Source organism: Pseudomonas rhizophila (assembly GCF_003033885.1).
GTDB classification, from domain to species: Bacteria; Pseudomonadota; Gammaproteobacteria; order Pseudomonadales; family Pseudomonadaceae; genus Aquipseudomonas; species Aquipseudomonas rhizophila.
In genome coordinates this window covers 5157708-5175414 of record NZ_CP024081.1, presented here as the reverse complement: position 1 = coordinate 5175414, position 17707 = coordinate 5157708, and the positions used below count along the sequence as shown (strand labels likewise).

The following is a 17707-nucleotide window of genomic DNA, read 5'->3' as shown; positions in this document are numbered from 1 at the left end:
GAGACTTTCCATGAGTGTGGCTGTTCAGGAGACAGTGCGCCGCAAGGGCTGGAGGCAATATTTGCTTGCCGGCCTGCTGTGCTTACTGGCGCCTGTGGTTGTCGCCCAGGATCAGGCCACCACGACCCGGGCTGAACAGCGGGCCGAATCCGTCACCCAGGTTGTGTTGGGAATTCTCAGCTACGCCCGCTGGCCCGTGGAACCAGCGCAATTGCAGCTGTGCATTGTCGGGCCGACTCAATACACAGACGATTTGGTCAAGGGTACGACTCAGGCCACTGGCCGGCCTGTGACTGTGCAGCGGGTGCTGGCCGACCACCCCAGTATTGCCACTGATTGCAACGCGATCTACATCGGCAGATTGACCCATGACGAGCGCACCCGGCTGTTCGCGTCCTTGATCGGTAAACCTGTGTTGAGCATCAGTGAAGGCGGCGATCAGTGCACCGTCGGTAGCCTGTTCTGTCTGCGGGTCGCTGACGAACAGGTCTCGTTCGAGGTCAACCTGGATTCGGTGGCGCGCAGTGGCGTGCGCATTCACCCCAGCGTTTTACAGCTTTCACGTCGCAGGCCAGCAGCCCCATGAATCTGCCCACGGCACGGATCCGTCCCACACTGGGCTCGGTCATTGGTCGCGGTCACCTGATTGTCGCGTTGGTGGCGATCACCATGGCCAGTGTCTCCCTGACGTTGCTTGGTGTACTGGCGCTGCGAGTCTATGCCGATCACAACCTGCACCTGATCGCCCGCTCGATCAGCTATACCGTTGAAGCGGCCGTGGTGTTCGATGACTCAGTGGCGGCGACCGAGGCGCTGGCTGTGATTGCCTCCACCGAAGAGGTCGCCGATGCCGAGGTGTTCAACGAGCATGGGCGTCTGCTGGCTCGCTGGCAGCGACCGGAAACCGGCTTGTTGTCGGAATTGGAAAGGCACATCGCCAAAACCTTCCTGGAAAAGCCCATCAGCCTGCCAATCATCCATCAGGGACAGAATATAGGCGCAGTTCTACTGTCGGGACATGGCGGCAGCCTTTTGCGGTTTTTGCTTAGCGGCCTGGCGGGAATTGTCCTGTGCACGGCGGTGAGCGCCTGGGTGGCGTTGTATCTGGCGCGGCGCCAGTTACGCGCAATCACCGGGCCGCTGCGCAGCCTCGCCGAGGTGGCCCATGCCGCGCGCAGCGAACGCGCCCTCGACCGACGCGTACCGCCGGCCGCTATCGCCGAACTGGATAACCTGGGCAATGACTTCAACGCGCTGCTTGATGAGCTGGAGTCCTGGCAAACCCACCTGCAAAGCGAGAACGAAACCCTGGCTCACCAGGCCAGTCACGACAGCCTGACCGGATTGCCGAATCGGGCATTTTTCGAAGGCCGGCTGATCCGTGCACTGCGCAATGCCAACAAACTCGACGAGCAGGTCGCCGTGCTCTATCTGGACAGTGACCGGTTCAAGGGTATCAACGATAACTTCGGCCATGCTGCCGGTGATGCGGTGCTGACGGCGGTGGCGACACGGGTCCGGGCGCAGTTGCGTGAAGGTGACTTGGTGGCGCGCCTGGGCGGGGACGAATTTGCCGTGCTGCTTGCACCCTTGCACCGGACCGAGGATGCCGAACGGATTGCCGAGAAAATCATAGCCAGCATGGAAATGCCCATTCAATTGCCCGGCAATGCCTCGGTGCTGACCTCTCTGAGTGTCGGCATCGCCGTTTATCCTGATCATGGCGCTACACCAGGCGCCTTGCTCAACGCCGCCGATGCGGCGATGTATCAGGCCAAACGCCTCGCCAGAGGCGGTCAACACACGGCTGGGTCGGAGCACCCGGTTGCTGATCTTCAAGCCAGGAGCTGACTCGTGCGCCTATATCCTCAACTCTCCCTGCAGCGCTTCGCCGCGCTTTTGTTCATCACCGTTCTGGCCCTGTCCGGCTGCCAGACGACACCCCAAAAAGGTCTTACCCCGGCGCAAGTCGCCGTGCTCAAACAACAAGGGTTCGAATTGACCGATGAGGGATGGGCTTTCGGCCTGTCCGGCAAAGTACTGTTTGGCAGCGATGTGGAAACCCTCAACCCGGCCAGTACCGAGATTGTCGAGCGAATCGGCAAGGCTCTGCTGGGCGCCGGAATCGAGCGGGTGCGGATCGATGGTCATACCGACGCATCAGGCTCGCAAACCTATAACGAACAACTGTCGATACGTCGGGCCTACAGCGTGAGCAAGGTATTGATTGGCGTGGGCATGCGCGAAGAAAACGTTCAAACACGGGGGCTGGGCAGTAGCAGGCCAGTGGCCTCCAACGACACGGTCGAGGGGCGCACCGAAAACCGTCGCGTCGCCATCGTGGTCATCGCCGACTAGTCGGCGAATACCATCTCTCGGCTCTCGCCCATCAACAATGGCTGATTCTGCTCAGTCACTTCGCGGATGTAATCCCACAACAGCGTGATGCGTTTGAGCTTCCTCAAATCCTCCCGGCAGTACATCCAGAACTGCCGGGTGACGGTGATTTCCTCCGGCAGCACCGGCAGCAGGCGCGGATCCTGGGCGGCGAGGAAGCACGGCAGGATCGCCAATGATCGTCCTTGCTGCGCTGCCACGAACTGCGCAATCACGCTGGTGCTGCGCAGGTGAGCATGGGCGCCCGGCAATACATTCGCCAGATAGAGCAGCTCGGAACTGAACGCCAAATCATCCACGTAGCTGATGAACGAATGCTTGCTCAGGTCCGCCGGTCGGTGGATGGGAGGATGGCTGTCCAGGTATGGCTGGGTGGCGTAGAGCTGCAGTCGGTAGTCGCACAGTTTGCAGCACACATACGGGCCATGTTCGGGGCGTTCGAGGGCGATGACGATGTCGGCTTCGCGCTTGGAAAGGCTGATGAAGTGCGGCAGCGGCAGGATGTCCACGGAAATGGCCGGGTAGGCATCGACGAAATGACTCAGTTGCGGCGTGATGAAGAAGCTGCCGAAGCCTTCGGTACAGCCCATGCGCACGTGGCCGGACAACGCCACCCCAGAGCCTGACACCTGTTCGCAGGCCATGTGCAGGGTGCTTTCGATCGATTCGGCGTAACCCAGCAGACGCTGGCCTTCGGCGGTCAGGACAAAACCGTTGGTCCGGGATTTTTCGAACAGCAGCGTCCCCAATGACGTTTCCAGCGAGCTGATGCGTCGCGACACCGTGGTGTAGTCGACGGCCAGGCGCTTGGCCGCCGTGCTGGCCTTGCGGGTGCGGGCCACTTCGAGGAAAAACTTGAGGTCGTCCCAATTCAGCGACCCCAGGGAGGTGATGTTTTTTTGCATGATGGACCGGTTTTTATGTGCGTTCTTATTAGAAGTTTGCACATCTATACTCCAAAAACCGTCTCATCACCAAGGTGTCTGTCTATGCACCTTGATCTGTGCTGAACCAGCGCTCTCTATAAGAACAAGTCCCGGAGGCCAGCATGAACGTTTCCCTTACGCCCAGCGACACTGCCCTGCAAACCGTAAAATTGTTGATCGACGGCGAGTGGGTTGAATCCCAGTCCAGCGAATGGCACGACATCGTCAACCCGGCCACCCAGCAGGTACTGGCGAAAGTCCCGTTCGCCACGGCGTCGGAAGTCGATGCCGCCATTGCCGCCGCCCAGCGTGCTTTCCAGACCTGGAAGCTGACCCCCATCGGTGCGCGGATGCGCATCATGCTCAAGCTCCAGGCGCTGATTCGCGAGCACTCCAAACGCATCGCCGCCGTACTGAGCGCCGAGCAGGGCAAGACTATCGCTGATGCCGAGGGCGATATTTTCCGTGGCCTGGAAGTGGTCGAACACGCCTGTTCCATCGGCACCCTGCAAATGGGCGAGTTTGCCGAGAACGTTGCCGGCGGCGTCGATACCTACACGTTGCGCCAACCGATTGGTGTGTGCGCGGGCATTACCCCGTTCAATTTCCCGGCGATGATTCCGCTGTGGATGTTCCCGATGGCCATCGCCTGCGGTAACACCTTCGTGCTCAAACCGTCGGAGCAGGACCCGCTGTCGACCATGCTGCTGGTGGAGCTGGCCATCGAGGCTGGCGTGCCGGCGGGCGTGCTCAACGTGGTGCATGGCGGCAAGGATGTGGTGGATGCCCTCTGCACCCACAAGGACATCAAGGCGGTTTCCTTTGTCGGCTCAACGGCGGTCGGCACCCACGTGTATGACCTGGCGGGTCGGCATGGCAAACGCGTGCAATCGATGATGGGCGCCAAGAACCATGCGGTGGTGTTGCCTGATGCCAATCGCGAACAGACCCTCAATGCTTTGGTCGGCGCCGGTTTCGGGGCGGCGGGCCAGCGTTGCATGGCCACTTCGGTGGTGGTCATGGTGGGCGCGGCCAAACAATGGCTGCCCGAGCTCAAGGCTCTGGCGCAGAAGCTCAAGGTCAACGCCGGCAGTGAGCCGGGCACGGATGTCGGCCCGGTCATTTCCAAGCGGGCCAAGGCGCGGATTCTTGAATTGATCGAGAGTGGCGTACAGGAAGGGGCCAAGCTGGAACTTGATGGCCGTGACATCAGCGTGCCGGGTTTCGAGCAAGGCAACTTCGTCGGCCCGACCCTGTTTTCCGGCGTGACTACCAGGATGCGTATTTACACCGAAGAAATCTTCGGCCCGGTGTTGGTGGTGCTGGAAGTCGACACCCTTGATCAGGCAATCGCCCTGGTCAATGCCAACCCGTTTGGCAACGGCACCGGCCTGTTCACGCAAAGCGGGGCGGCGGCGCGTAAATTCCAGAGCGAAATCGACGTCGGTCAGGTGGGGATCAACATCCCGATTCCGGTACCTGTGCCGTTTTTCAGCTTCACCGGCTCCCGTGGTTCGAAGCTTGGCGACCTGGGCCCATACGGCAAACAAGTGGTGCAGTTCTACACTCAGACCAAGACCGTTACCGCACGCTGGTTCGATGATGACAGCGTCAATGACGGTGTGAACACCACCATCAATCTGCGTTAAGGAGCCGGACATGAAGATCGCATTTATCGGTCTGGGCAACATGGGCGCCCCCATGGCGCGCAATCTGCTCAAGGCCGGCCACTCGCTGAACCTGTTCGACCTGAACCAGACGGTGCTGGCTGAACTGGCCACATTGGGCGGCACCATCAGCGCCTCACCTCGCGATGCGGCCCAGGGCGTGGCCCTGGTGATCACCATGTTGCCGGCTGCTGCTCATGTACGCAGTGTCTGGCTGGGTGACGACGGTGTACTGGCCGGCATCGCCGCCGGTACGCCCGCGGTGGATTGCAGCACCATCGACCCGCAGACCGCTCGCGATGTTGCCGCCGCAGCCGCCAAACAAGGCGTAGCAATGGCCGACGCGCCAGTCTCCGGCGGCACCGGTGGCGCAGCGGCCGGCACGTTGACCTTCATGGTGGGTGCCACCGCTGAATTGTTCGCCACCCTGCAACCGGTGCTGGCGCAGATGGGCCGTAATATCGTGCATTGCGGCGACGTCGGCACCGGGCAGATCGCCAAGATCTGCAACAACCTGCTGTTGGGGATTTCCATGGTAGGCGTCAGCGAAGCCATGGCCCTGGGCGATGCCCTGGGGATCGATACGCAGGTACTGGCCGGGATCATCAACAGCTCAACAGGCCGTTGCTGGAGTTCGGACACCTACAACCCGTGGCCTGGCGTGATCGAAACAGCACCGGCGTCCCGTGGCTACACCGGGGGCTTTGGTGCCGAGCTGATGCTCAAGGACCTGGGCCTGGCTACCGAAGCGGCGCGGCAGGTTCATCAGCCGGTGGTGCTAGGCGCGGTTGCGCAGCAGTTGTACCAGGCGATGAGTCAGCGGGGCGAGGGCGGCAAGGATTTTTCTGCGATTGTTAACAGCTATCGCAAGCCGCAATAAGAGCTGGGGCACCGACGCCACAGAGCCTGTGCAATTTGGAAAGCTGTTTTCCGAGAGACCATGTCGGGTGGTCTCTCGGTTTTTTGTTTCAGGCAAAGACGAAGTATTTACGCACGGTCTCGACCACTTCCCACGTGCCTTTCATGCCAGGCTCAATGACGAAGATGTCACCGGCCCGCAGATGGATCGGCTCCATGCCATCGGGGGTGATGATGCAGTAGCCTTCCTGGAAATGGCAGTACTCCCACTTCACATAGTCGACGCGCCACTTGCCCGGTGTACAGATCCAGGTGCCCATGATCTTGCTGCCGTCTTCGCTGGTGTAGGCGTTGAGGTTGACGGTGTGCGGATCGCCTTCGAGTTTTTCCCATTTGCAGGCATCGAGTACGGGCAGCGGATGGGTATCGCGCAGGACGGTGATGGGGGCGGTCATGTGAACTCCGAAAGGGACAGAAGAGAGCAGGCACCCTAACGCGCGACATGATCGGGCAGATGCCTGTGCTCGACACCGGCCTATCCAGAAGCGCGCATCAGCGAGCGGTCAGGTGCGTGGCAAGGGCTTTGGCGTAGGCGGGCAAGTTGTCGAAGCGGCGGGCGCACAGCCGCAGTGAGCGTTGAGCCCAGGCCTCTTGCAGCGAGACCCATTGCCAGGAAGGTTCGGGCGGGCGCCGCGCGATCGCGGCCTTTGGCACGATGGCAATGCCCGCACCATGAGCGACCATGCGAATCACGCCATCAAAACCGTCGGCGCGAATGCGAATGTGCATGCGTCGTCCGGTGTGCAGCGCCTGTTCTTCGAGGTAAATCGCCAGCGCACTGGAAGCGTTCAGGCCTACATAATCATGGCCGAGGGTCTCATTGAAGTTCAGCGGACGACCGTCAGCCAGGGGATGTTCCGAGGGCAGGATCAATACCAGCGGATCATCGCGAAAGGGGCGGGTTTCAAGGCCGGCGGTGTCCACCGCGTCGGAGATGATACCCAGGTCCGCCGCACCCTGACGCAGCGCATGGGTGATCCGTGAACTGGGCAATTCCTGCAGATCGATGTCGAGGTTGGAATGGGCCTTGAGAAAGTCGGCCAGCAATTCCGGCAGGTATTCGGTCATGGCGCTGGTGTTGCACAACAACCGCACCCGGCCTTTGACGCCGCGGGCGTATTCGCCGAGGTCCTGTTGCAGGTGTTCGGCATGTTGCAGCAACACCCGGGCATGTTGCGCCAGTGCCTGGCCGGCCGATGTGGGTGTTACACCGCGCCGCCCGCGTTCGAGCAATTCAATCCCCAGGGAGGCCTCCATGGCCCGGACCCGGGCACTGGCCGCTGCCAGGGACAGATGGCTGCGGGCAGCGCCGGCAGTGATGTTGCCGGTGTCGAGGATGTGCAGGTAGAGGCGCAGGTCGGTGAGGTCGAAGTGCATGGGGGATGTGATCCTGTGCCGGGTTCTGGGGTGTCTGGAACATTGTCATCGCGAGCAGGCTCGCTCCCACGAGAACAATGCAGGATCCAAGGTGGGAGCGAGCCTGCTCGCGATGGCGTCTACAGCCTCAGCAAATTCTTCAGCCTCTTGCTCGGCCAGAGGCTATCTCAGTATATGGCAGATTCAAAACCCGACCGCCAGGGCCCACGATAGCCCCATGAACACACTCATGGCTTTCTATCAAAATCTTGGCCCTGCCCTTTCTTTGCTGGTCATAGGCACTTTCCTGCTGGCCGGCACCATCAAGGGTGTGATCGGCCTCGGCCTGCCGACCATTTCCATGGGCCTGCTCGGCCTGGCTATGGCTCCGACACAGGCTGCGGCGTTGCTCGTCATCCCGGCCACGCTGACCAATATCTGGCAACTGACCTTTGGCGGTCATCTGCAAACCCTGATCAGGCGCTTGTGGCCACTGTTGCTGGCGATTTGCATCGGCACCGCTCTGGGCACGTTGTGGTTCGATACGGTGGGGGGACCTTGGGCGGTGCGAGCATTGGGTGGCGCGTTATTGCTGTACGCGCTGAGCGGGCTGTTGCTGCCGACATTGCGGGTCGCTGCCAGTGTTGAGCCGTGGGCAGCGCCGTTGTGCGGTCTGCTCACTGGCCTCATCACTTGTGCGACGGGTGTGTTCGTCATCCCGGCGGTGCCGTACCTGCAAGCGTTGGGCTTGAGCAAGGACGAACTGGTGCAGGCGTTGGGGTTGTCATTCACGGTTTCGACACTGGCCCTGGCGGCCGGCCTGCTGTGGCGCGGCGCCTTGGGCGGTGGCGAATTAAGTGCTTCGGTGCTGGCCCTGGCGCCGGCGCTGCTGGGGATGTGGCTGGGGCAATGGCTGCGTCAGCGCATCAGCGCCGTGCTGTTCAGGCGGGTGTTTTTCATTGGCCTCGCTGTGCTCGGCGGCCATTTGCTGATCAGCGGCTAGCCGAGGACGGGCTGAGCATGTCGACGCGGCGGATCTCGAAATCGCGCTCCAGGTACTCCATGCGCTGTTCGAAAAACTGCTTCATGTGCGGCAGGTTCGAATGCACGTCCAGATGAGCCTGGGATTGCCAGATCTCATAGAAGATAAACAGGGTCGGGTCTTGCCGGTCTCGCAGCATGTGATACTCGATGCAACCGGGTTCGGCACGGCTCGGCTCCACGTAGGCACGAAACAGCGTTTCGAAGGCTTCGGCTTTTTCCGGACGGGTCTTGGCGTGCAAAATGAAACCGTGCAATTCGCTCATCGGAGTGGCTCCTGAATAAAAGTATGCGAATGCTACGGCAAGAATTGGCTGCCTATTCGTGCGTATAGGTCAAATCAGTTTTGCCGTTGCAGCGCTTACTCCGCCGCAAGCTCATCGGTACTCTGCCGCCATCATTTTCAATCTTTCCATTGGGTGACCGTTCAACCGTGTCCCCTGGAATCCGATGAGGCTCTCCATGAAAAAAGTCCTGCTGCTCAACGGTGGTAAACAATTCGCTCACTCCGACGGTCGCTATAACGCCACTCTCCATGATGCGGCGGTCAGCGTGTTGGACCGTGGCGGGTTCGATGTGAAAACCACGTTCATCGACGGTGGTTACGACATCAAGGAAGAAGTCGCCAAGTTCCTCTGGGCCGACGTGATCATTTACCAGATGCCAGGCTGGTGGATGGGCGCACCGTGGACCGTCAAGAAATACGTCGATGAGGTCTTCACCGAAGGCCATGGCAGCCTCTACGCCAGCGACGGTCGCACCCGCTCCGATGCTTCGCAGAAATACGGCAGCGGTGGTTTGTTACAGGGCAAGCAATACATGTTGTCGCTGACCTGGAACGCCCCGCAGCAAGCCTTCGATGACCCGACCGACTTCTTTGAAGCCAAGGGTGTGGACGCTGTGTACTTCCCGTTCCACAAGGCCAACCAGTTCCTGGGCATGAGCGGATTGCCAACCTTCCTGTCTGTGGACGTGATGAAACGCCCGAATATCGAGGCCGATGTGGCGCGTTATGAGCAGCACTTGATTGAGGTGTTCGGCCTGAAGGCGTGACCTTTCTTTTGTCACGTATCCCGATACTATCCTGGGGCTCGGGTCCGCTTTGCGGCCCGGCGGGGATAGATTCCCTCGCCACAAGAGAGCGCAGTCGACAGGGGGATACGTGAAAGCCAGATCCGACGAATTGCAGATTTTCGTCTGCGTGATCGAGTGCGGGTCGATATCCGCCGCCGCCGAGCAGGTCGGGCAGACGCCGTCTGCGGTCAGTCGTACCTTGTCGCGCCTGGAAGCCAAGCTCGATACCACGCTGATCAACCGCACCACGCGGCGCATGGACCTGACCGAAGAGGGCAAGTATTTCTTCGAGCAGGCCAAGGGCATTCTCGACCAGATGGATGAGCTGGAGGAGCGCCTGTCGTCTCGCCAGAAAAACCCTGCGGGGCGGTTGCGGATCAATGCGGCTTCGCCTTTCATGTTGCACGCTATCGTGCCGCATATCGAAGAGTTCCGCGGGCTCTACCCGGATATCCAGCTCGAACTCAACAGCAACGACCTGATCATCGATTTGCTCGAGCAAAGTACCGACATAGCGATCCGCATCGGCACCCTCAGCGACTCGACGCTACATGCCCGATCCCTGGGGTGCAGTCCGCTGCATATCCTGGCCAGCCCGGCCTATCTGAAGCAGCACGGTACACCTGCCACTGTCGCCGAACTGGCCCGGCATGCACTGTTGGGGTTTGCCCAGAATGAGGGCCTCAATCAGTGGCCGCTGCGTCACGAGCACGGTGATCGTTGGCCGATCCAGCCTGCCATCAGCGCGTCCAGTGGCGAAACCGTGCGTCACTTGGCGCTGCAAGGGCAGGGCATAGCGTGCCTGTCGGACTTCATGACCCGTGAAGACATCCGTGCCGGCCGGCTCAAGGTGCTGCTGGCCGATGCCAACAGCGGATATCGCCAACCGATCAACGCGGTGTATTACCGCAACTCCCAACTGGCCCTGAGGATCCAGTGCTTTCTGGACTTTATCCAGGGCAAGCTCGCCGAATACGCCTCGCGGGAATTCAAAGGCTGATTCGTGGCTTCAAGGCGAGTGTGGTTTGGGTTCGGGGGCTGGCCGATGCGCGCGTACGTCGGTGAGCGGCTGTGAAGCGGCGCTCGTTTGTCGTCAGGCGCGCAGATGAGTCAGCGGCAGTTCGGTGCTGTTGAGCACCTGGTTCAACACGAAGCTGGACCGCACACTGGTGACCCCGTCAATCCGGGTCAGATGCCCCAGCAGCAGTTTCTGATAATGGTCCATGTCCGGCACCACGACCTTGAGCTGGTAATCCGCATCCATGCCGGTCACCAGGCTGCATTCCAACACCTGGGGCAAATTGCGGATGGCGGCTTCGAAGTTCTCGAAACGTTCAGGGGTGTGGCGGTCCATGCCGATGAGCACGTAGGCCGTCAGGCTCAGGCCGAGCATTTTGCGGTCGAGCAGGGCGACCTGACGGGTAATGTAGCCGTCGTCTTCCAATTGCTTGACCCGCCGCGAGCAGGGGGACGGCGACAGGCCGATGCGTTCGGCCAGCTCCTGATTGGAGATGCGCGCGTCGCGCTGCAATTCCGCCAGAATGCTCAGGTCGTAACGGTCGAGTTTGCTCATTGGTCGGGCCTTTGTCTGGATAATTGCTGGATATTATCTATCGCAGGTAAAAAATTGCGCAAGTGATGTTTATTTACGCAATCTTCGCAATCATTCGTCGGTGCTCCGAGCCTATTCTTATCACCAAGATCACTGCTCGGACAAACAGTCCAGTGCGGCCCGCCTAATCCGGCCGGCCGCGGTCGCAGCACCCACCGGTGTCTGGCAGACCCCCGAGCTGCACACTGTCCAGAAGACGGCGTGAGGTGAGCCGACGTCAAAAGCGTCGCGCACGGACGAAGTTCTCAAGGGGAGGCCGACGGGCCTCCCTTTTTTATGCCTGCGAAATAATGGCGGCGACTGATAACCTGTCGCAGAACCGGCCTAGGCTTTTCCAGTCTCATTCATCAGGCCCTGAACCGTTGTGAGGAATTTCATGAAGTCGCGCATCTGGCGTTTGGCAGGTGTTGGTCTGTTGTGGGCAAGTGTCAGTGCGCAGGGAGTGGCCGACGATCAGCAAAATCGTGGCGGCCCGGACGGGCGAGGTGGCAATGGCCAGGGTTATTCAGGCCAACCCCGGCCACAGAGCAACGAGATCATTCGCGGCGACAACAGCCGCCAGTTTGAGGTCCAGCCTCACGCTCAAGGCGGCCAGCCCTACAACCGCCCGCCGCAAGACCCCAATGGTCGTCCGCCGCAGCCACCGGGTAACAGCCTGCCGATCCAGGGCCGCCCCGACAGCGTGACCCAGACCCAGGAGCCGAGGCCGGGTTACTACCGCGATATTCCGCGCCGCAGTGATGGTTATCCGAGCGGTGGGCCACGCCCCAGCCATGACCCTCGCCCTGATCAGCACTGGTCCGGTCGGCCGGACGGTCATGGCAACGGCTGGGGGCCGGGGCCGCAATATCGTCCTGGGTATGTAATCGATCGTTTTCCGGATCGTCACTACCGCGTGCCTTACCGTGGCCATGACTATTTTTATTCGGGCGGTTACTGGTATCGCCCCCAAGGGCCGCGCTATATCGTGGTTGAGCCGCCGCGCGGAATCCGTACCCGTTATCTGCCCGATTATGCCCGGGAAGTCTGGATCGGCGGCTCGCTGTTTTTCCTCGCCGCCGGTGCCTATTACATCTACGAAGCCAACACCCGGGACTACGTCGTCGTTGACGCGCCGGTGAGCAACCCGCAGCCCCAGCCCCAAGGCAACAGCTACGATGTGGTGGCTTATCCAGCCAACGGCCAGTCTCCCGAGCAGGTCAATCAGGATGGCTACGAATGCTATCGCTGGGCGGTGCAGCAGAGCGGTTTCGATCCGCGCAACTACACCTACCCGCCCGCGCCGCAAGTGGTACAGACCTATCGTCAGGCCCAAGGGAGTTGCTTGAGCAGTCGTGGGTATCAGGTGACGTACTGATCACTCGAAAGAAAAACACTCCCCTGTGGCGAGGGAGCTTGCTCCCGCTCGGTTGCGCAGCGACCGTAAAATATTGGGCCTGCTGCGCAGGCCAGCGGGAGCAAGCTCCCTCGCCACGGGGTTCTGTGTTCGGCGTCAGGCGCTGGTGCGCTTCACCACTTCCGACGGATCGGCATGCACCAACACTTCCGCCTTCGGATAGGCGCGGTGTATGGCATCGGCGGCCTGGTCGCTGATGCCGTGGGCTACGGACAGGGTCAGTTCTCCCGGCAGTTCCAGATGCAGTTGCACGAACCAATGGTTACCTGAGATCCGCGTGCGCAGATCGTGGGCACCCAGTACCCCGGGCACCGCGCAGGCCAGTTCCAGCATGCGCTGGCTGACGTCGGGCGGCAGTTCCTCATCCATCAATACCGCGAAGCTTTCCCGAGCGATCTGGATCGCGCTCCACAGGATGTAGACGGCGATGCCCAGGCCGAACCAGGCATCCAGTTGATGCCAGCCCAACCCGGCCAGCACCAGGGCGACCAGGATGCTGCCGTTGAGCAACAGATCCGAGCGATAGTGCAGCGAGTCAGCGCGCACGGCGTTGGAGCCGGTGGCGCGGACGACCCGATGTTGCAGCGCCAACAAGGCCAGGGTCAGCCCCAGGGAGAATACGATCACGCCGACACTGAGCCAGGCCGCTTCCACCGGGACCGGGTTTTTCAGACGCTCAAACGCCTGTAGCGCAATCAACACCGCACTGCCGCCGATGAACAATGCCTGGGCCATGCCGGCCAGGGACTCAGCTTTGCCGTGGCCGTAACGATGGTCCTCGTCGGCGGGGCGCAATGCGTAATGCACCGCCAGCAGGTTGAGCAGCGACGTGACGCCGTCCAGCGCCGAGTCGGTCAGGCCGGCGAGCATGCTCACCGAGCCGCTCAGCCACCAGGCCAGTGCCTTGGCAACGACCAGAATAAGCGCCACGGCCACCGAAGCACGGGTGGCCAGACGCAGCAGACGGGCATGTTCGGTGCTGGTGGTCATGGCGCGGTCGTTCCTTCAATAGCGCCCATCACGCGGCCGGTTTAAGCCCGAGGGCGGCCAGTTGCTGGGCGTTGCCCTTGCTTTGGATCAAACGTGGGTCGTCCAGGGGGAAACTGCGGCCCAGTTCGCTCTCCAAAATCGCTTGCAGCTTTTGGTTGTTGACGCTGCCGTCGGCGTTGATCGCCGGCTTGAGTTTTTCTGGCTCGATCTGGACGCTTCTGCCGGGCTCGAAATAAATCGCCCCGGTGGCGAAGTCCACGGCGAACGCGATCAGGCCGGGGATGATGTAGAACAGCAGGCCGACGGCGTCCAGCGCGGCAATCGCCGGGTCGATCTTGCCGTCGATCTGGCCGCGACGGTCGGGGTAGAAGATCGAGCCGCAGGCGCTGATCTGGGTCAGCAGGGAGGCGACCAGAACGCCGCCGATCACGCGAAAGGGAATACGCATAGCAATCTCCTGAGCAGGTAAAGGCGTTGCTGGTTGGAGTCCAGACCACGCTAAACAGTTCGCCGTTATACTCGGCCCTCTGTTTTGGAGCCAGCATGATTTCTTTGCCGATTGATGAAGTTTTACCTGCCCTGCGTCAAGCCTTGGCGTCGCGTCACGAAGCCGTGCTCGAAGCGCCGCCCGGCGCTGGTAAAACCACCCGCGTCCCCTTGGCCCTGTTGAATGAGTCCTGGCTGGCCGGGCAGACGATTCTGATGCTTGAGCCCCGGCGCCTGGCGGCACGGGCGGCGGCCGAGCGACTGGCCAGCGAGCTGGGGGAAAAGGTCGGTGAAACCGTCGGCTACCGAATTCGTCTCGACAGCAAGGTGGGCCCCAAGACCCGCATTGAAGTGGTCACCGAAGGCATCCTCACCCGCCGCTTGCAGGACGACCCGGCGCTGGAGGGTGTGGGGCTGCTGATTTTTGATGAATTCCACGAACGCAGTCTCGACGCCGACCTGGCCCTGGCCTTGAGTCTCAATGGCCGCGAGCTGTTTCGCGACGACCAGCCGCTGAAAATCCTGCTGATGTCCGCGACGCTGGAAGGCGAGCGCCTGGCCGGGTTGTTGGACGACGCGCCGATCCTGCGCAGTGAGGGGCGCATGTTCCCGGTGACGGTGCGCTGGGGCCGGCCGTTCCAGCCCGGCGAGTTCATCGAGCCGCGCCTGGTGCAGACCGTGCTGGAAGCGCTGCACGATGAAACCGGCAGCGTGCTGGTGTTCTTGCCTGGGCAAGCGGAGATCCGCCGGGTTCATCAGCAACTGGCCGATGCCTTGGGTGAAGGCGGCAATGTGCTGCTCTGTCCGTTGCATGGCGAGCTGGACCTCGCCGCCCAACGCGCGGCCATCGACCCGGCGCCGCCCGGCCAGCGCAAAGTGGTGCTGGCCACCAACATCGCCGAAACCAGCCTGACCATCAATGGCGTGCGGGTGGTGATCGATGCCGGATTGGCGCGGGTGCCGCGTTTCGATCCGGGCAGCGGTATGACTCGCCTCGACACCCAGCGGATTTCCCGGGCCAGCGCCACTCAGCGGGCCGGGCGGGCCGGGCGTCTGGAGCCGGGGGTGTGCTATCGGTTGTGGTCCGAAGACCAGCACGAACAACTGGCCGCTTATGGCAGCGCAGAGATTCTTTCGGCGGACCTGGCCGGGCTGGCTCTGCAATTGGGGCGTTGGGGCGTGACGCCGCAGCAATTGGTCTGGCTCGACATCCCGCCCACCGCCGCTTATGCCCAGGCGCAGGAGCTGCTGCAACGCCTGGGCGCGCTGGACGGCGAGCAACTGACCCGTCATGGCCAAGCCATGGCCGAACTGCCGGCTCACCCGCGCATCGCGCATTTGTTGCTGCGCGGGCAGTCGCTGGGGCTGGCGGACATGGCGTGCAACGTCGCGGCGCTGTTGGGGGAGCGAGACATTCTGCGTGGCGCCGGGGCGGACCTGCACACGCGCCTGGCGTTGCTGTCCGGTGAAGAGCGGGCGGCCCGTGGCGCCCAGGGCGGGGTACAGCGGGCGCGGCAACTGGCCCGGCAATATCGCGGTTACCTGCGGGGCAAGGCCGAAGACGCCGTCGCCGACCCCGAACATCCGCGCTGGCTGGGCGCTTTACTGGCGTTGGCCTACCCGGATCGCGTCGCTCAACAGCGGCGGCCCGGCGGGGCGGAGTATCGCCTGGCCAACGGCCGTGCAGCGTTGTTTGCCGAAGCGGACAGCCTGATGAAACAGCCGTGGCTGGTGATCGCCGACCTGGGCAGCCGTCAGGGGCAGCGGGAAGAACGGATCTACCTGGCGACGGACTTCGATCCGGCGCTGTTTGATTCGGTGCTGGCCGAACAGGTGCGCACGGTGGATCAACTGGATTGGGACGAGCGTGAGGGCGTGCTGCGGGCCGAGCGCCAGCGCAAGGTCGGCGAACTGGTGCTCAGCCGTGAGCCACTGACCGGCCTGGATGAGTCGGCGCGCAACCAGGCGCTGGTGAATCTGGTACGGCGCAAGGGTCTGGAGTTGCTGCCCTGGACGCCGGAGCTGCGGCAATGGCAGGCGCGGGTGGCACTGTTGCGCCGGCTCGACCTGGAGGCCAAGAGCGAGAGTGATTGGCCAGATGTCAGCGACGGGGCGCTACTGAACACGCTTGAGCAATGGTTGATGCCGTACCTGGGACGCGTGTCACGCCTCAGTCATTTCGCCAACCTGGATCTGTCGAGTATCGTCCACAACCTGCTGCCCTGGCCCTTGCCGCAGCGGCTGGATGAATGGGCACCCCATCATCTGAGCGTGCCCTCGGGCTCGTCGATTCGCCTGGACTACAGCGAACACCCGCCGATTCTCGCGGTACGCTTGCAGGAACTGTTCGGCCTGGCCGACACCCCACGCATTGCCGGCGGCCGACAGGTCGTCAAACTGCACCTGTTGTCACCGGCGCGGCGACCGGTGCAGGTGACCCAGGATCTGGCGAATTTCTGGCGCAGCACCTATGCCGAAGTAAAGAAAGACCTCAAGGGACGTTATCCCAAGCATTACTGGCCGGACGATCCGCTGGTGGCCGAAGCCACGGCCCGGATCAAACCCCGCAAGTGATAAACCGCCGGTTTGGCCCGCCAGCACGGGGGCGCAAATGGTAGATTCACTGACCCATCAACTGCTTTATACGCAGTCCCGGTTACTTGGCTTCAGATTCGGAACAGTTCATGGCAAAGAAACCAGCAGCGCCCACCTCCCAGGCACCGATGACCTTGGCCACCAGGGGTTCGAGCCTGACGTTGATCGATGTGGCAAAGATTGCAGGCGTCTCGCCAATGACCGTTTCCAGGGCTTTGCATCGCCCGGAACTGGTGAGCGAGAACACGCGGGAGAAGGTCCGCGAAGCGGTGCGCCAATCGGGCTATGTGCCGAACATGCTGGCGGGTAGCCTGGCGAGCAACAAAAGTCGTCTGGTGGCGATTTTCCTTCCAACCATCGCTAACTCCATTTTTGCAGACACCGTGCAATCGCTGATGGACCGCCTGACCCAAGCGGGCTATCAAACCCTGCTCGGTCTGACCGGCTACAGCGCGGAGCAGGAAGAGAAACTGCTTGAAGCCGTACTCGGTCGTCGTCCGGACGGCATCGTATTGACCGGTACGCTTCATACCGAATCAAGCCGCTTGCGACTCGCCCAGGCGGGAATTCCCGTGGTCGAGGCCTGGGATTTGAGTGAAGACCCTTTGGACATGCTGGTTGGCTTCTCCCATGAAAAAGTCGGGCAAGAGACCGCGCGACATTTGCTTGAAAAGGGTTACCAGCGCTTTTCCGTGGTGACCATCAGCGACCCGCGTGGCCTGCGTCGCTGCAACAGTCTTATCGCCGAGCTGCAGCGCCAGGGCATTGAAGAGGTGCCCATGGAAGTCCTGGCGCCCCCCGCCACGCTGGAGGTGGGGCGCGAGGGGCTGCGGCGGCTGCTGGATCTGCCGGTGCGCCCCGACATCGTGGTGTGCAGCTCCGATACCGTGGCTCAAGGTGTGTTGGCGCAAGCCGCCAGCCTTGGCTTGAAGGTGCCCGCTGAGCTGGCCGTCATGGGCTTCGGGGATCTCAGCAGCGCGGCGCAGGTTTACCCGGCGCTGTCGACCGTCAGCGTCGACGGCGGCAGGATTGGCCTGCAAGTGGCTGAGGCACTGCTTGAACGATTCGACAATCCCGGCGCCCATCTCAAACCCGTGCGAATTGACACCGGCTTCACGTTCATCGACCGCGCCAGTACCTGAGCCTGGCAGTCGATTTTCCGGGGATTTACGGGATTGAATGATTGCGCAATCAGTGTAGTATCGAGGCAAGAGACCTTCTGAAGCATCGACGAAGGTCTTTTTTACGT

The 17707-nt window shown here is 61.7% G+C and carries 18 protein-coding genes; 11 read left to right on the top strand and 7 right to left on the bottom strand.

The genetic code is table 11. The features are described 5' to 3' along the window. The first annotated feature begins 10 nt into the window (after positions 1–10). From yfiR to yfiB, 3 genes are read left to right on the top strand one after another with little or no spacing between them, the layout of a single operon-like run. Positions 11–586: a regulatory sequestration protein YfiR gene (yfiR, locus tag CRX69_RS24050; RefSeq protein WP_076386458.1), complete on the top strand. Its 576-nt coding sequence runs from the start codon at positions 11–13 to the stop codon at positions 584–586. Then, on the top strand, positions 583–1851 hold the full coding sequence (dgcN, locus tag CRX69_RS24045; protein WP_107322985.1) for a diguanylate cyclase DgcN/YfiN: 1269 nt from the start codon (positions 583–585) through the stop codon (positions 1849–1851). Before yfiR ends, dgcN begins: the two co-directional genes overlap by 4 nt. Before the next feature lie 3 nt (positions 1852–1854). Then, positions 1855–2358 (top strand): outer membrane lipoprotein YfiB, encoded by a 504-nt coding sequence (yfiB, locus tag CRX69_RS24040; RefSeq protein ID WP_107322984.1) that lies wholly within the window; start codon positions 1855–1857, stop codon positions 2356–2358. Here the strand turns inward: yfiB and CRX69_RS24035 are convergent. Further along, positions 2355–3302: a LysR family transcriptional regulator gene (locus tag CRX69_RS24035; RefSeq protein WP_107322983.1), complete on the bottom strand. Its 948-nt coding sequence runs from the start codon at positions 3300–3302 to the stop codon at positions 2355–2357. The two genes, yfiB and CRX69_RS24035, sit on opposite strands and share 4 nt — an antisense overlap. A gap of 143 nt (positions 3303–3445) precedes the next feature. Here CRX69_RS24035 and CRX69_RS24030 point away from each other — a divergent pair, with 143 nt between their 5' ends. After that, entirely contained in the window at positions 3446–4972 is a 1527-nt protein-coding gene (locus CRX69_RS24030) for a CoA-acylating methylmalonate-semialdehyde dehydrogenase (protein WP_047229525.1), read from the top strand. A 10-nt stretch (positions 4973–4982) separates the two neighbouring features. Next, entirely contained in the window at positions 4983–5870 is an 888-nt protein-coding gene (gene mmsB / locus CRX69_RS24025; protein ID WP_047229526.1) for a 3-hydroxyisobutyrate dehydrogenase, read from the top strand. Positions 5871–5958: 88 nt separating this feature from the next. Here mmsB and CRX69_RS24020 read toward each other — a convergent pair whose 3' ends face one another. After that, positions 5959–6303, bottom strand: coding sequence for a cupin domain-containing protein (locus CRX69_RS24020; protein ID WP_047229527.1), 345 nt, complete (start codon positions 6301–6303; stop codon positions 5959–5961). A gap of 97 nt (positions 6304–6400) precedes the next feature. Next, positions 6401–7285: a LysR substrate-binding domain-containing protein gene (locus CRX69_RS24015; RefSeq protein ID WP_107322982.1), complete on the bottom strand. Its 885-nt coding sequence runs from the start codon at positions 7283–7285 to the stop codon at positions 6401–6403. A gap of 217 nt (positions 7286–7502) precedes the next feature. Between CRX69_RS24015 and CRX69_RS24010 the strand changes: the two genes are divergently transcribed. Continuing rightward, entirely contained in the window at positions 7503–8267 is a 765-nt protein-coding gene (locus CRX69_RS24010; RefSeq protein WP_047229529.1) for a sulfite exporter TauE/SafE family protein, read from the top strand. Here the strand turns inward: CRX69_RS24010 and CRX69_RS24005 are convergent. Further along, the gene (locus tag CRX69_RS24005) at positions 8257–8571 is read right to left on the bottom strand and encodes a putative quinol monooxygenase (protein ID WP_047229530.1); all 315 of its coding nucleotides are present in this window, start codon (positions 8569–8571) and stop codon (positions 8257–8259) included. The two genes, CRX69_RS24010 and CRX69_RS24005, sit on opposite strands and share 11 nt — an antisense overlap. Before the next feature lie 196 nt (positions 8572–8767). Between CRX69_RS24005 and mdaB the strand changes: the two genes are divergently transcribed. Together mdaB and CRX69_RS23995 are read left to right on the top strand one after the other, a co-directional pair. Next, positions 8768–9358, top strand: a complete 591-nt coding sequence (mdaB, locus tag CRX69_RS24000) for an NADPH:quinone oxidoreductase MdaB (protein ID WP_047229531.1) — start codon at positions 8768–8770, stop codon at positions 9356–9358. A gap of 109 nt (positions 9359–9467) precedes the next feature. Beyond that, positions 9468–10379: a LysR family transcriptional regulator gene (locus CRX69_RS23995; RefSeq protein WP_047229532.1), complete on the top strand. Its 912-nt coding sequence runs from the start codon at positions 9468–9470 to the stop codon at positions 10377–10379. Positions 10380–10472: 93 nt separating this feature from the next. On the opposite strand, the gene CRX69_RS23990 is transcribed toward CRX69_RS23995, so the two are convergent. Further along, on the bottom strand, positions 10473–10952 hold the full coding sequence (locus tag CRX69_RS23990; protein ID WP_107322981.1) for an Lrp/AsnC family transcriptional regulator: 480 nt from the start codon (positions 10950–10952) through the stop codon (positions 10473–10475). A 415-nt stretch (positions 10953–11367) separates the two neighbouring features. Between CRX69_RS23990 and CRX69_RS23985 the strand changes: the two genes are divergently transcribed. Further along, positions 11368–12348 carry a DUF6515 family protein gene (locus tag CRX69_RS23985; protein WP_107322980.1) on the top strand — a complete coding sequence of 327 codons (981 nt, stop codon included), beginning with the start codon at positions 11368–11370 and terminating at the stop codon, positions 12346–12348. Between the two features lie 135 nt (positions 12349–12483). Here CRX69_RS23985 and CRX69_RS23980 read toward each other — a convergent pair whose 3' ends face one another. Together CRX69_RS23980 and CRX69_RS23975 are read right to left on the bottom strand one after the other, a co-directional pair. Beyond that, positions 12484–13377, bottom strand: a complete 894-nt coding sequence (locus CRX69_RS23980; RefSeq protein ID WP_107322979.1) for a cation diffusion facilitator family transporter — start codon at positions 13375–13377, stop codon at positions 12484–12486. Positions 13378–13405: 28 nt separating this feature from the next. After that, positions 13406–13825 (bottom strand): hypothetical protein, encoded by a 420-nt coding sequence (locus tag CRX69_RS23975; protein ID WP_047229536.1) that lies wholly within the window; start codon positions 13823–13825, stop codon positions 13406–13408. 95 nt (positions 13826–13920) lie between these two features. On the opposite strand from CRX69_RS23975, the gene hrpB reads away from it, so the two are divergent. Beyond that, entirely contained in the window at positions 13921–16437 is a 2517-nt protein-coding gene (hrpB, locus tag CRX69_RS23970; protein ID WP_107322978.1) for an ATP-dependent helicase HrpB, read from the top strand. A 110-nt stretch (positions 16438–16547) separates the two neighbouring features. Beyond that, complete coding sequence (locus CRX69_RS23965) at positions 16548–17600, top strand: LacI family DNA-binding transcriptional regulator (protein ID WP_047229538.1); 1053 nt, start codon at positions 16548–16550, stop codon at positions 17598–17600. Positions 17601–17707: the final 107 nt, after the last annotated feature.

Excerpts from the sequence above, each read along its gene's own strand:
- yfiR (WP_076386458.1), top strand. The coding sequence starts at position 11 with ATGAGTGTGGCTGTTCAGGAGACAGTGCGCCGCAAGGGCTGGAGGCAA.
- dgcN (WP_107322985.1), top strand. The coding sequence starts at position 583 with ATGAATCTGCCCACGGCACGGATCCGTCCCACACTGGGCTCGGTCATT.
- CRX69_RS24035 (WP_107322983.1), bottom strand. The coding sequence starts at position 3,302 with ATGCAAAAAAACATCACCTCCCTGGGGTCGCTGAATTGGGACGACCTC.
- CRX69_RS24030 (WP_047229525.1), top strand. The coding sequence starts at position 3,446 with ATGAACGTTTCCCTTACGCCCAGCGACACTGCCCTGCAAACCGTAAAA.
- mmsB (WP_047229526.1), top strand. The coding sequence starts at position 4,983 with ATGAAGATCGCATTTATCGGTCTGGGCAACATGGGCGCCCCCATGGCG.
- CRX69_RS24020 (WP_047229527.1), bottom strand. The coding sequence starts at position 6,303 with ATGACCGCCCCCATCACCGTCCTGCGCGATACCCATCCGCTGCCCGTA.
- CRX69_RS24015 (WP_107322982.1), bottom strand. The coding sequence starts at position 7,285 with ATGCACTTCGACCTCACCGACCTGCGCCTCTACCTGCACATCCTCGAC.
- CRX69_RS24010 (WP_047229529.1), top strand. The coding sequence starts at position 7,503 with ATGAACACACTCATGGCTTTCTATCAAAATCTTGGCCCTGCCCTTTCT.
- CRX69_RS24005 (WP_047229530.1), bottom strand. The coding sequence starts at position 8,571 with ATGAGCGAATTGCACGGTTTCATTTTGCACGCCAAGACCCGTCCGGAA.
- mdaB (WP_047229531.1), top strand. The coding sequence starts at position 8,768 with ATGAAAAAAGTCCTGCTGCTCAACGGTGGTAAACAATTCGCTCACTCC.
- CRX69_RS23990 (WP_107322981.1), bottom strand. The coding sequence starts at position 10,952 with ATGAGCAAACTCGACCGTTACGACCTGAGCATTCTGGCGGAATTGCAG.
- CRX69_RS23985 (WP_107322980.1), top strand. The coding sequence starts at position 11,368 with ATGAAGTCGCGCATCTGGCGTTTGGCAGGTGTTGGTCTGTTGTGGGCA.
- CRX69_RS23980 (WP_107322979.1), bottom strand. The coding sequence starts at position 13,377 with ATGACCACCAGCACCGAACATGCCCGTCTGCTGCGTCTGGCCACCCGT.
- CRX69_RS23975 (WP_047229536.1), bottom strand. The coding sequence starts at position 13,825 with ATGCGTATTCCCTTTCGCGTGATCGGCGGCGTTCTGGTCGCCTCCCTG.
- hrpB (WP_107322978.1), top strand. The coding sequence starts at position 13,921 with ATGATTTCTTTGCCGATTGATGAAGTTTTACCTGCCCTGCGTCAAGCC.
- CRX69_RS23965 (WP_047229538.1), top strand. The coding sequence starts at position 16,548 with ATGGCAAAGAAACCAGCAGCGCCCACCTCCCAGGCACCGATGACCTTG.